Consider the following 13,862-nt stretch of genomic DNA (forward strand, 5'->3'; position numbering starts at 1 on the left):
AATGAGTTTAATTTTTATCGGACAGCAGTGAATCTAAATAAAGATTAGCGCCAATACTGGAAACAATTTGTATGTTAAGCAGTATTCACATTAACTAATCCAATTTTTGTACAGAATTAGCCTGTAATTTAGCCATATGCGATATTTGTTTTGCTTTCTTATTCTAATTTTAATTTTTCCGGATGCAAATGCTCAGCAACACAATTTAGACGAATACTTGCAAGTAGCCATTAGTAACAGCCCCTTAACCAAGGATTTGAATAACCAGGTGCTATCAGCTCAAATCGACAGCGTACGCTTACAGGCAGGGTTTAAACCGCAAGTAAGCGGTATAGCTGGTGGGTTATATGCACCGGTAATTCATGGCATTGGTTATTCCACCGCAATTAGTAACGGTCAATCGCTTAATGCGCAGGTAAGCGTAAACAAAACTTTTATAAGTAAAAGCTATTTGAACGCCCAATTATACAGCCTGTTTTTCCAGCGTGACTCGCTACGCAACGCTGTTAAGTTATCTGAGCAGGATCTGCGTAAAACTATCACTGCTCAATATATCACTGCCTATGGTAGTCTCGAGCAGCAAAACTTCAACCAGGAATTAGTCGACATTCTTGCCAAGGAAGAAGATGTACTAAAGAAACTGACCCGCAATAACGTTTATAAACAAAGCGATTATCTTACCTTTTTAGTGACGCTGAAACAGGCGCAGTTGCAGTTATCACAACTAAAACTGCAATATAAAACAGACCTGGCCACCTTAAATTACCTTGCCGGAATAGCAGATACTGCCACTATAACTCTTGGCAAACCAGATTTGCCAAGGGTTATAGTGTTTGATAAACAAAACAGCATTTTCTTCAGGCAGTTTAAGATAGATAGCATGCGCCTGCAAAACAGTCACGCTTTAGTGGATTATGGTTATAAACCTAAGTTTACTTTGTTTGCTGATGGTGGTTATAATTCGGACCTGAGTAAAGAATACTATAAGCATTTAGGCGCCAGTGCCGGTTTTGGTTTAACCATCCCGATATACGACGGCAGACAAAAGAAACTCGCTCATAAGAAACTCCAGTTAGAAGAAGACACCCGCCGTAATTACCTTAACTTTTTCGACCGGCAATATGCACAGCAAATTAACCAGTTAAGACAGCAGATTAATGGTTTTGATTCACTACTTATCGAAATAAAAGACCAATTTAAATATTCCGAATCTTTAATAAAGGTAGATACCCAACTCATGCAAACTGGCGACCTGCGTATTGCCGATTTGGTGTTGGCGATTAACGGGTACCTGACCATTAAAAACCAGTTGACCCAGAACGGCATCAACCAACTGCAACTCATCAATCAACTAAACTATTGGAACAAATAGCAAATGAATACAGCATTAAAAAAATATAAGACTTGGTTTAGCTGCGGCAACCTGTTGATAACTGTGGCTGTGTTATCAGCCTGCGGCGGTATTCCTGCTGCTCCGCAAGATGAAGCCGCTGTTGAATCGCAAACTCCGGTGACCGTTACTGCTATTAGTACCGGTGCTTTATCCGACTCTATTGTGCTTAATGCTATTTCCGTATTTCAACAAAAAAGCTATATAAAGGCAAATGCTATTGGGTATATCACACAAGTAAAAGTTAAACCTGGGCAGTTTGTAAGTAAAGGGCAGTTACTTTTTATCATTAAAACTAAGGAATCGCAAAGCATTGGCAATAGTATTAACATCCTTGATACTACGTTTAAGTTCTCGGGCGTTAATCACATCCGTGCATCAAACAGCGGTTACATTACGCAACTAAATCACCAATTAGGAGATTACGTACAGGATGGCGAGCAACTAGCCGCTATCAGCGATAAGGGCAGTTTTGCATTTCTGTTGCAATTACCTTACGAATATATTAGTTTGTTAGGTACTAATAAATCTATTCAACTAACCCTGCCCGATGGGCGCCAATTTAATGGACGGGTAAGTGCCACTATGCCTACCGTTGATTCCTTATCGCAAACGCAAGGTGTGGTTATTCAGGTAAATAGCTTACAGCCTTTGCCGGAAAATTTGGTTGCCAAAGCGCGACTAATCAAATCGGCCAAAAGTAACGCCACAACCTTGCCTAAATTGGCGGTACTTGCGGATGAAGCGCAGACCACATTTTGGGTAATGAAACTAATTAATGATACCATGGCTGTAAAAACTCTTGTGAAAAAAGGAATAGAGATGGGTGATAAGGTAGAGATCCTATCGCCAGCCTTTACACAATCCGACCGCATATTGGTAACGGGAAATTATGGATTAGCCGATACGGCAAAAGTTAAAATTGTTAAGCCATGAGTAAGTCTAACAATTTCTTTGTCAGCTATAAAAAACCGATAACCCTAATTTTACTCATCATATTGTTGGGCGGTGGCTTTGCTTATTCGCGCCTGCAAACCTCTTTGTTCCCGGAAATTACCTTTCCGAAAATAAAGATTATTGCCGATGCCGGTTTGCAGCCAGTTAATAAAATGATGGTGACGGTTACTAAACCCCTGGAGGCGGCCGTTAAAGCTGTGCCTGATCTGCAATACGTACGCAGCACCACTAGTCGCGGTAGTTGTGAGATCTCGGCTTATATGAACTGGAATGCTGATATAGACCTTAGTCAGCAACGCATAGAGTCAAGTATCAACGAAATAAAAAGCAGCCTGCCGCCAGAAACTAATATCACAGTACAAAAAATGAACCCCTCTATTTTGCCGGTAAGTGGGTACACGCTGGAGAGCCATAACAAATCCCCTATCGAATTGAAGCAAATAGCCACTTACATGGTGAAGCCTTTTCTTTCGCAGGTTACCGGGGTGTCTGACATAAGGGTACTCGGTGGTAAAGATAAAGAGTACTGGCTGATATTAAATACTCAGAAAATGAGTTCGCTGGGTATCACGCCTGATATGCTGAGCAATACCCTGTCACAAACCAATTTTGTCAAATCAAACGGTTACCTGTCTGATTATAAGATGCTGTACCTGACCGTTTTGGATGCCAGTATTAGTACCAAAGATCAGCTCTCGGATTTGGCGATTTCGAATAACCGCAAGCGGGTAGTTCAGATAAAGGACATTGCCGATGTAAAGATCAATCCCGGGATCGAATACACCAAAATAAACGCCAATGGGCATGATGGCGTGTTGATAGCGGTAATCAAACAACCCAATGCCAATTTAGTTACTTTATCGGCCGATATGGCAACAAAAGTGGCCGCACTGCAAAAAATATTACCACAAAGTGTAAGCATTAAGCCTTATTACATACAGGCCGATTTTGTGAACGATTCCGTAAAAAGCGTAAGCGATAGCTTGTGGATAGGTTTGGCTCTGGCTATTGTGGTGGCCATTATTTTCCTGCGCTCGTTCAAAGCCAGCGCGGCTATATTGATCACTATCCCTATTACGTTGGGCTTTACGCTTTTCGTTTTATATGTTATGGGTTATACTTTCAATATCATGACCCTGGGTGCCATTGCTGCAGCTATCGGTTTAATTATTGATGATGCCATTGTGGTAGTTGAACAAATTCACCGTACACACGAGGAGCACCCGGATGAGCCTACGTCCGTCTTAGTGCAAAAAGCTATCAGCTACTTGTTTCCGGCAATGATCGGGTCGTCTATAAGCACCATTGTAATATTTGTTCCTTTTGTGTTGATGAGTGGCATTGCTGGAGCGTACTTCCAGGTGATGACCAGTACCATGATTGTGACATTGACATGCTCGTTCCTTGTCACATGGATCGGTTTGCCAGTAGTTTATTTGCTGCTGTCGAGCGATAAGCCAAAAAATGCAAACCAAGCAAAAGAGGAGGAGCATCACGTAAAAAAACAACGCTGGGTATCGTTCTTTATACATAAGCCGATAATAAGTATTGTATTGATTATTGGATTTATCGCAGTTCTTTTAATCATACCAGGCAAAATGGAAACAGGTTTCCTGCCCGATATGGACGAGGGCAGTATTGTGTTGGATTATACTTCGCCGCCGGGGACCTCGCTTGACGAGACTGATCGCATGTTGCGTGAGATAGAAAAGTTGATCATTAAACATCCTGATGTTGCCACCTATTCGCGCCGTACGGGTACCCAAATGGGCTTTTTTATAACTGAGCCTAACACTGGTGATTACCTGATCCAGCTTAAAAAAGGTCATGAAAAAACTAGCGAGGAAGTAATCAGCGACTTGCGTACCGAAATAGAAGAAAGTCAACCTGCGCTTCGGATAGATTTCGGCCAGGTTATCGGCGATATGCTGGGGGATTTAATGACCTCTGCCCAGCCTATTGAGATAAAGATATTCGGTGATGATCAGGCTATATTGCAGCAATTATCAAAACAAGTAACCGAAGTAGTATCCAGTGTAAAAGGCATTGCCGACGCTTTCGACGGCATAGTAATAGCCGGACCATTGGTAACTATGGTACCCGACCAGGCTAAGCTGGCACAATACAATATCACGCCAACCATGCTGCAGACACAGGTACAATCTGCTTTGGATGGTAACGTAGTTGGTAATGTTTTTGAACGGGAACAGCTTTCGCCCATTCGTTTGGTTTATCCGGGTAACCGAAACCAAAATGTAACCGGACTTGATCGCCTGAATATCTTTTTACCGGATGGTCGATTGATGCCGATCCATCAATTAGCTAAAGTAGAACTGCGCGCGGGTGATGCCGAAGTGCAGCGTGAAAATTTACAATCAATAGGTGTTGTAAGCGCTCGTTTAGATAATGTTGACCTTGGTACCGCTGTTAAAGAGATACAGCAGGGTATCCAGGATAAAATACATTTGCCGCCTGGTTATCACATTGAATATGGAGGTGCCTACGCCGAGCAACAGCAATCTTTCAAAGAACTTCTCACCATACTCATTACAGCCAGTTTATTGGTGTTTTGTGTGATCTTATTCCTGTTCCGCCAGTTCCGCATCGCCTTGCTGATATTAGTGATAGCGGTATTGGGTATTTCGGGAAGTTTCCTTGCTCTGTTCTTAACCAATACGCCATTAAACGTGGGGAGTTATACCGGTTTGATCATGATCGTCGGGATAATTGGCGAAAATGCTATTTTTACCTTCTGGCAGTTCAGAGAAAGCGCTCGTGAAAGTAGTGTTGATGAAGCCATCATCTACTCTATATCTACTCGTTTACGTCCTAAGTTAATGACGGCATTAGGAGCAATTATTGCATTAATGCCACTGGCTTTAGGTATCGGAGCAGGAGCTCAACTACATCAACCCTTAGCCGTTGCGGTAATAGGTGGCTTTATAGTGGCCTTGCCGTTATTGTTAATTGTATTACCGAGTATGATGCGGGTATTCTATCGTAATCATTCATTCGAGCAGTCAAAGATAAAGCTATAACGACATCAAAAATTCAAACTTAAGCAAACGGCTCTTTGTTGATCCAAGGGCATATGCTGTGACATAGTCCCAGCCGCTGGTGCTACCGATGGCGTATTTTTAATAATTTGTAAATCGGTTTTTTGTTGAGCAAAGCTGCCGGTAGGAAAGTTGGAATTTCTGTTACAAATATTTTAGCAGTTAACTTCTTTTTTTTAAATATGACCATGGTCATTTGATAATAGAGGAATATTCCTATTCTTTGTATTATTCTTTTTAATGAGTATTCTACTACTCAGAAATTACCAGAAGGATATAAAGCAATCGTAAAAAGGATCTTATATAATTAAAAATAATAAAATATCATGAATGAAGTCTTAGATACCCGTTTGATGCACCCGCGTGACCAGATAGCGATGGTTATGACACGCATTTACAAACGTGGTTTGACAACTACCTCCGGAGGAAATATTTCTATTATCGATGATAATGGAGATATCTGGATTTCACCTTCAGCGGTAGATAAAGGCTCGTTAAAGCCGACAGATATTATTTGTATCCGTAAGGATGGAACCATAGAAGGGTGTCATAAACCATCGTCTGAGTATCCTTTTCACAGGGCTATTTATAAAAACAGACCTGATCTTAAGGCCATCATTCATGCGCATCCACCAGCACTTGTTGCTTTTAGTATCGCACGTACTATACCCAATGCGAATGTTATTTCACAAGCTAAACATGTTTGCGGACCAGTTGGTTATGCCGAATATGAGTTGCCGGGAAGTGAAGCATTAGGTGCAAAAATTGCAAGTGAGTTTACATTGGGATATAATGCAGTAATCATGGAAAACCATGGCACTGTAGTAGGTGGATCTGACCTGGTTGATACTTTTAACCGATTTGAAACATTTGAATTCTCTGCACGGACCATCCTTTATGGAAATGCAATAGGTACTCCTGATTACTTAAGTGATGCCGAAATTGATGCATTTGAAACTCAGATTCCTGCGCAATTGCCAGAAATGAAAGTAACTGTTCACTCTTCTGAAGAACGTGAAAAACGTGCTGAGATTTGTGATATCGTTCATCGTGCATGTACACAAGGCTTAATGATCAGTTCTTATGGAACTATATCTGCCCGTTATGATGGTGATAATTTTTTAATTACGCCAACTAATGTTCCACGTTGGGACCTTAAACCGGAAGATGTTGTTCAGATTAAGAATGGTGAACGCGAAGCTGGAAAAACTCCAAGCCGCTCGACTTACCTTCATCAGGCGATCTACAAACAACATCCGGAAATTAATTCTATTATTCTTACTCAGTCTCCCTACCTGATGGCATTTGCTGTTACTGGTGCATCGTTTAATGTAAGAACCATTCCTGAGAGCTGGATCTTCCTTCAAGACGTTCATACGCTTGATTATGGTATGCAGTTCAATGGTAGAACAGAGATTGCAGATATCATATGTAAGAGTAATCCTGCGGTGATGATTAAGAATGATTGTGTGATCATTACTGGAAATCAATTGTTGCAAACTTTCGATTATTTGGAAGTGGCTGAGTTTAGTGCTAAATCTTTAGTGATGTGTGCTACTCTTGGCGCAATGGTTCCAATTAATAATGATCAGGTTGAGGAACTCCGTAAAAAATTCATCGGATAAGATAATACGTTGTTTTTATTTTCAAATAGTAGATCCCGCTTTTTAATAAAAAGGCGGGATTTCTTTTTTTTAATTCATATTTTGGTCTTATGATTAATCCTAACACTATTTTCTCCTACGAGTTTGATCCTCAATACAGTAAGCCGGTTTCTTACTTCTCCATGGAATTTGCTGTTGATCAGGCGTTAAAAATTTATAGCGGCGGTCTTGGATTTCTTGCTGGTTCACACTTGAGAAGTGCTTATGAACTGAAGCAGAATCTAATTGGAATAGGGATACTTTGGAAATATGGGTATTACGATCAGGAACGTGATGGTAACGCCCGGATGAAGCCTTCTTTTATAGAAAAGTCATATTCTTTTTTAAAGGATACCGGTATTGTATTTACTGTAATGGTGCACAATTCGCCGGTACATGTAAAGGCTTGGCTGCTGGAACCGGAGACTTTTGGCTCGGCTCCACTTTTCCTGCTGAGTACCGATCTTCCTGAAAATGACGATATGTCAAAGAGTATTACGAATCGTTTATATGATGCAAATGAGGCTACGCGGATTGCTCAATCTATCTTATTGGGTACCGGAGGTGCATTGTTACTTGAAATTTTAGGTCGTGAGAATACGATGTATCACATGAATGAAGGTCATTCTCTTTCATTGAATTTTCATTTATATTCCAAGCTTAAGAATCTGGATGAAGTGAAGAAACGGGTTGTATTTACGACACATACTCCGGAAACAGCAGGAAATGAGTCACATAATTATGCCATACTCCATGATATGTCTTTCTTTTGTGGTCTTCAGATCCATGAGGTTTGTTCTTTGCTGGGTTTAGAGGGTGATCAGTTGAATTATACGTTAGCGGCTTTAAAGTTTGCCGGTAAGGCGAATGCGGTATCGAAATTGCATGGTGAAGTATCCCGTGATATGTGGAAAAGTTACGAGGGAATATGCCATATTACATCAATTACGAATGCTCAAAATAAGAAGTATTGGAAAGATGATATTTTGGAAAAATCGTTTGCTGCACATGATGATGACCTGATCATCAATCGTAAAAAAGAACTGAAAAAGAAACTTTTTAAATTGGTTGCTGACCGGTCGGGTAAATTGTTTGATGAAAATATACTGACTATCGTTTGGGCGCGTCGTTTTGCAGGATATAAGCGTGCTGATATGCTGATGTACGACTGGGATCGGTTTATTCGGTTAGTGAGCAATAAAGAGACTCCGGTACAGGTCATCTGGGCAGGAAAGCCTTATCCTGAAGATTATGGAGCTATTTCTCTTTTTAATAGTATCATTGACCGTGTAAAAGCCCTCCCTAATTGTACGGTATTAACCGGGTACGAACTTCAACTTTCTGCTTTACTCAAAAAAGGCTCTGATATCTGGCTAAATAATCCAAGGATGTACAGGGAAGCTTCAGGTACTAGTGGCATGACTGCTGCGATGAACGGAAGTATCAATTTATCTATTCCAGATGGCTGGATTCCTGAATTTGCAGTAGATAAAGTGAATAGCTTTATCGTAGAGCCTGCGGCTGATCAGTTGTCTACTGAAGAAAAAGATAGAATAGAAGCGAACCGCTTACTCGAATATTTAGAGCAGCATATTATTTCGATGTACTATAAGGATCCGATTAATTGGGTTAAAATTATCAGGAATGGAGCGCGTGATGTGAGTCCGGCTTTTGAGTCAGGAAGAATGGTGGCTGAATATTATGATATCATGTACAACAGATTATAGTATTATTTTCGCTTCCTAAAGCGCATTCCCTTAGATGATTCCTTCCTGGATATCAGTAGGGGAATGCCTACTCCGCCAGCAATGCTCATTAGAATAAATACCACTTTCAGGCCGTTGTTGACAGTTTCGGACATGACTTGTGTGTAAGTGGAGTGGTCAATATCTCCAGAAAGGTTAACTAAGCCAAGTACCATTTTATAGGCAAACTTTCCGGGGATCATTGGGATGCAAGCCGGGATAGCCAATACTGGAGGAGGAGAATGTGTTTTATGTGCAAAATAGACGCTTAAAAAGCCAATTAATGTAGCGCCGCAAAGTGTTGAAATGATTACATTGGTTTCATAAAAATGCATTAAAGTTACTTTAAGGAATCCACCTAGTGCTCCCATGAATGCGATGTAGATTAGGGTTTTGGACGGCACATTAAACAACACAGCAAAGCCTGCAGCTCCAAGTCCGAACCAAATACACTTTTCTGTAAGTAAAAAAATCTCCATATTGTTAAAATCTATAAATTAACATGGACGTTAAGAGGCCCATTCCTATCGCAAATGAGATTATAAAGCCATTTAGCCCCCTAACAATAGCATTATTTAAATTTCCATCAATCATATCAGAAAAAGAATTTATAAGGGGCACTCCTGGGATCAGGAATAATACAGAAGTGGCAAAAGCTTGTTCATGAATGAAGCCCATACCATATTTAAGCCCTCCGCCAGCAATAAGCGATGCCGTAAATGCACCACAATAAATACAGATATAAGGGTTAAATTTCAACTTAAGAACCTCCTGGCGTATAAATAAACCGCATACAGTGGCTATAAATACGGTGACCATATCTACGGCATCACCATCAGACAAGCGGCAAAAAGAAATGCCGGCAAGACCAACAAATAGTAAAGTGAACCATCGGGGGTAATGTTTTAATGCCGCCAAACGGCTTAGCTGATCGTTGATTTGATTCACTGTTAAACCTTCTTCAACTACCTGCCAGCTCAATCTGCTGATACCAGAGAGGAGCTTGAAATTCACTCCATGTGGGGGCGAGCGCTTTAAATTGTTAAAGAAATAGTCGTTTCTTTTATCACTAATGGTCAGCATGATGGTACGGTGACTGATTAGCAAATCAGAGCTGTAACCAAAAGAATCCGATATGCGGCTTATGGTATTTCTGGTTCGACCAGTACTAGCTCCGGAACTTAATAACATGGCTCCAACGTTTAGAAGGACATTTCCAAGGTCTTTAACTTCCTTGTTTTTGGGAGAGGGTGCTATCATTTGACAGTTTTATGACTGATTTGCAAAATTAGGACTCTTTTTTGATTGATTGTTGATGCAGGTCATATTTTTATGCGAAAAAAATATAAAGTTTTGTATTTTAAGTATTATGCGACAAAATAAGATAGAACTGATGGCACCTGCGGGCTCATATGAGTCCCTGATGGCTGCTATTCAGGCTGGAGCAGATTCTGTTTATTTTGGAATTGAGCAACTCAATATGCGTGCAAGGTCAAGTAATAACTTCACGCTGGAAGACCTCGCCAAAATAGCCTCTGTTTGCAATGAGAATCATATAAAGAGTTATTTAACGCTGAATACCATTCTTTATGATCACGACATCAACCTGATGAAAAGGATTGTTGATGCAGCTAAAGATAATGGGATTTCTGCTGTTATCGCTGCGGATCATGCGGTATTGAATTATGCAAAGAAGATTGGGTTTCCTGTTCATATTTCTACTCAAGCGAATGTTTCCAATATAGACACTATTGAGTTTTACTCCGCCTATGCGGATGTAGTGGTTTTAGCACGTGAACTGAGTTTGATGCAGGTGGCAGATATTACCCGGGATATCAAGCGCCAGGAAATTAAGGGCCCATCAGGTAATTTGGTTCGGATAGAGCTTTTTGCTCATGGTGCTTTGTGTATGGCTGTATCCGGTAAATGTTACCTGAGTCTTCATTCTGATTATGCTTCCGCTAACCGGGGAGCGTGTATTCAGAATTGCCGGAAAAGTTATATTGTAACGGAGAAGGAGAATGGGACGGAGTTTGAGGTGGATAATGAATATATTATGTCGGCTAAGGATTTGTGTACAATTGAGTTTATGGACAAGATCCTGGATGCAGAAGTCACCATTCTAAAGATTGAAGGAAGGGGACGGAGTGCTGATTATGTGCATACGGTCGTTTCCTGTTACCGTGAGGCGATAAATTCGTATGCAAACGGCACCTATGGACCTGAGCTATTTGAAGATTGGAAAACCCGATTGTCAACAGTCTTTAATAGGGGTTTTTGGGACGGATATTATCTGGGCCGTAAGATGGGCGAGTGGAGCAATGAGTATGGATCAAAAGCAACACGCAAAAAGATATATATCGGCAGGGGAATAAAATACTTTGATAAAGTAGGAGCAGCGGAGTTCGTGATGGATTCTCATTCGCTTACCAAAGGAACGGAGATCATGATTACAGGGCCTACAACGGGAATTATCCGGACAACGGTAACTGAGATGCGGGTAGACGATAAAATGCAGGATACGGTCAGAAAGGGGGATGCATTCTCTATCCTGCTTGCAGATAAAATACGTCCATCGGATAAGTTGTATAAGATGGAAGATAGCTGATGGTACGGATCTCTCAGCAACGAGTGAAGTGTATTGGCTGTAATGCGTGTGTAGAGGCTGCCCCTTACCGTTGGCGTATGTCCCGAAAAGATGGAAAGTGCACCTTAATTCAGGCTGTTGAAAAAAGAGGGATGTTTAATATCCTGGTAACTGATGACGAATATGATGCGAATGTCGATGCAGCAATGCATTGTCCTGTTAACTGTATAAAAATAGAACAAGTATGATAACCACCGAACCTCCTTTAGTATTGACAAAGCCGGATAAGCTGATTGTTGATTTTATTACGAATCAAACTGTTGTAACCATTGCAACAAGTATAGATGATGATCCTTATTGTGCAACCTGTTTTTTCGCTTATAATGAAGAACATACCACATTGATTTTCAAATCATCGGAAGATACGGAGCATATTAAACAAGGATTAATAAATAGCAGGGTAGCTGGTTCTGTTTTGCCGGACAAGTTACATACAGGAAAGGTAAAAGGACTGCAATTTAAGGGTGTACTGGGATCGGCCTCAGCTTTAAGTGATTTAAAGAAAACGTATTATAAAAAATATCCATTTGCATTAGCTATGGGTGGGGAAGTGTGGAGCATTGATCTGACATGGATCAAGTACACCGACAACACGCTTGGTTTCGGAAAGAAGATCGAGTGGAAAAAGGCTTAAATTAAAGGAAAAAGCTTAGGTAAAAAAAGCGACCAGATTGATCTGATCGCTTTTTTTTTATTTGTGGTTAGCGGAACTCGTTGTTTCGCTATTGCTATATTAAACTAATAACCGAACAGGCTCTTCAATTAACAATTTCAGCGTCTGTAAGAACGCAGCACCCTGAGCACCATCAACAACACGATGGTCACAGCTTAAGGTTACTTTCATTACGTTTCCTGGAACAACAGCACCGTTTTTAACGACTGGGATTTGTTGGATACCACCTATTGCCAGGATGCAAGCATCAGGTGTATTAATTATGGCAGTAAACTCATCTACACCAAACATGCCTAAGTTAGAGATAGTGAAGGTAGAACCTTCCCAATCAGATGGCTGAAGCTTTTTGTTCTTCGCTTTCTGAGCAAAATCCTTTACTTCAGCAGAGATGTGAGACAGTGATTTTCCATCAGCAAAACGAATGACAGGAACTAACAGACCTTCGTCAACTGCAACAGCAACACCGATGTTAATATGTTCATTGTAACGAATCTTGTCGCCTCTCCATGAAGAATTCAAATTAGGATGTTGTTTCAAGGCTACAGCAACAGCTTTAAGAACGATATCATTGAAAGAAATCTTTACAGGAGAGAATTCGTTCATTTTACCGCGGGCAGTAATTGCGCTGTCCATATCGATAGACATGGTCACATAAAAATGCGGAGCAGTGAAGAGACTATCAGACAATCTCTTGCCAATCGTTTTTCTCATCTGAGTAACCGGTTTCTCTGTGTATTTTTCTTCGCCAACAAATACAGGGATTACTGGAGCAGGAGCAGCAGGTTTGCCTTCTTTAGCAGGAGCGGCAACAGCTGGAGCTTCTGGAGCTTTAGCTGCAGGAGTATAACTTTCGATGTCTTTCTTTACGATACGACCACCTTCAGCACTTCCTTTTATCTGACTCAGGTCAATTCCTTTATCCTTAGCGATTTTCTTTGCTAGAGGAGAAGCCTTTACTCTGGCATCAGCATCAGATGAACCTGCAGGAGCAGTCTCTTCTTTAGGAGCTTCAGATTTCTCAGCTTCGGCAGTTCCTGAAGCAGGAGCAGCCTTAGGTTTACCACCTCTTAATAAAGCTTGTACATCTGTACCTTCTTTACCAACGATAGCAATGATATCATTTACCTTAGCAGCCTGGCCTTTTTCAACGCCAATGTATAACAAGATACCTTCGGCATAAGCGGTGACTTCCATTGTCGCTTTGTCTGTTTCGACATCAGCTAAATTGTCGTCACTTTTAACAACATCACCAACTTTTTTGTTCCATTCTGCGATTACTCCTTCTGTCATAGTATCGCTCAATAAAGGCATACGAATAATGGTAGCACCTACGGATTCAGGATCAACAGCTTCGCCTTCAGTCTGATCTGCATCATTGTCTGGAGTCGCTGTTTCTGGTTTATCATTAGTTTCAGCAGTTGAATCAGCTTGTTTTACATCTTCTTTAGCAGCTTCAGGTTTGCTTTCGCCAGAACCTGCGGCTGCTAGAGCAGCTTTATAATCTTCACCTTCTTCACCTAATACTGCGATAACAGCATCAATTGGAACGGTAGAACCTTCTTCAGCGCCAATATATAATAAGGTGCCTTCCTGATAAGATTCAAAATCCATTGTTGCTTTGTCAGTTTCTACTTCAGCAATCAGATCACCTGTGCTTACTTTATCACCAACTTTTTTATGCCATTTAGCGATCACTCCATCAGTCATGGTGTCGCTCATTTTGGGCATTTTAACTACTTCAGCCATTTTTA

The 13,862-nt window shown here is 40.8% G+C and carries 11 protein-coding genes; 8 read left to right on the forward strand and 3 right to left on the reverse strand.

Annotated elements, in window-relative coordinates; all coding sequences use genetic code 11:
* Positions 1-136: 136 nt before the first annotated feature.
* The 5 genes from BFL47_RS15900 (at position 137) to glgP (ending at position 8,773) form a co-directional block, all read left to right on the forward strand.
* On the forward strand, positions 137-1,372 hold the full coding sequence (locus BFL47_RS15900; protein WP_069660787.1) for a TolC family protein: 1,236 nt from the start codon (positions 137-139) through the stop codon (positions 1,370-1,372).
* 3 nt (positions 1,373-1,375) lie between these two features.
* Positions 1,376-2,326, forward strand: a complete 951-nt coding sequence (locus tag BFL47_RS15905) for an efflux RND transporter periplasmic adaptor subunit (protein ID WP_069660788.1) — start codon at positions 1,376-1,378, stop codon at positions 2,324-2,326.
* Entirely contained in the window at positions 2,323-5,385 is a 3,063-nt protein-coding gene (locus BFL47_RS15910) for an efflux RND transporter permease subunit (RefSeq protein WP_069660789.1), read from the forward strand. The genes BFL47_RS15905 and BFL47_RS15910 overlap by 4 nt, the downstream gene beginning before the upstream one ends.
* A gap of 344 nt (positions 5,386-5,729) precedes the next feature.
* Entirely contained in the window at positions 5,730-7,028 is a 1,299-nt protein-coding gene (locus tag BFL47_RS15915) for a class II aldolase/adducin family protein (RefSeq protein ID WP_069660790.1), read from the forward strand.
* An 89-nt stretch (positions 7,029-7,117) separates the two neighbouring features.
* Positions 7,118-8,773: an alpha-glucan family phosphorylase gene (gene glgP, locus BFL47_RS15920; protein WP_069660791.1), complete on the forward strand. Its 1,656-nt coding sequence runs from the start codon at positions 7,118-7,120 to the stop codon at positions 8,771-8,773.
* Positions 8,774-8,775: 2 nt separating this feature from the next.
* On the opposite strand, the gene BFL47_RS15925 is transcribed toward glgP, so the two are convergent.
* Positions 8,776-9,270 carry a threonine/serine exporter family protein gene (locus BFL47_RS15925; protein ID WP_069660792.1) on the reverse strand — a complete coding sequence of 165 codons (495 nt, stop codon included), beginning with the start codon at positions 9,268-9,270 and terminating at the stop codon, positions 8,776-8,778.
* Between the two features lie 4 nt (positions 9,271-9,274).
* On the reverse strand, positions 9,275-10,051 hold the full coding sequence (locus BFL47_RS15930) for a threonine/serine exporter family protein (RefSeq protein WP_069660793.1): 777 nt from the start codon (positions 10,049-10,051) through the stop codon (positions 9,275-9,277).
* Positions 10,052-10,160: 109 nt separating this feature from the next.
* On the opposite strand from BFL47_RS15930, the gene BFL47_RS15935 reads away from it, so the two are divergent.
* Genes BFL47_RS15935 through BFL47_RS15945 form a run of 3 tightly spaced genes read left to right on the forward strand, consistent with a single transcriptional unit; the run spans position 10,161 to position 12,072 of the window.
* Positions 10,161-11,399, forward strand: coding sequence for a peptidase U32 family protein (locus BFL47_RS15935; RefSeq protein WP_069660813.1), 1,239 nt, complete (start codon positions 10,161-10,163; stop codon positions 11,397-11,399).
* Positions 11,399-11,626 carry a ferredoxin gene (locus BFL47_RS15940; protein ID WP_069660794.1) on the forward strand — a complete coding sequence of 76 codons (228 nt, stop codon included), beginning with the start codon at positions 11,399-11,401 and terminating at the stop codon, positions 11,624-11,626. The genes BFL47_RS15935 and BFL47_RS15940 overlap by 1 nt, the downstream gene beginning before the upstream one ends.
* Positions 11,623-12,072 carry a pyridoxamine 5'-phosphate oxidase family protein gene (locus BFL47_RS15945; RefSeq protein ID WP_069660795.1) on the forward strand — a complete coding sequence of 150 codons (450 nt, stop codon included), beginning with the start codon at positions 11,623-11,625 and terminating at the stop codon, positions 12,070-12,072. The genes BFL47_RS15940 and BFL47_RS15945 overlap by 4 nt, the downstream gene beginning before the upstream one ends.
* A 99-nt stretch (positions 12,073-12,171) precedes the next feature.
* On the opposite strand, the gene BFL47_RS15950 is transcribed toward BFL47_RS15945, so the two are convergent.
* Positions 12,172-13,857 carry a pyruvate dehydrogenase complex dihydrolipoamide acetyltransferase gene (locus tag BFL47_RS15950; RefSeq protein WP_069660796.1) on the reverse strand — a complete coding sequence of 562 codons (1,686 nt, stop codon included), beginning with the start codon at positions 13,855-13,857 and terminating at the stop codon, positions 12,172-12,174.
* Positions 13,858-13,862 lie beyond the last annotated feature (5 nt).

This window comes from Arcticibacter eurypsychrophilus, from assembly GCF_001730525.1.
GTDB classification, from domain to species: domain Bacteria; phylum Bacteroidota; class Bacteroidia; order Sphingobacteriales; family Sphingobacteriaceae; genus Arcticibacter; species Arcticibacter eurypsychrophilus.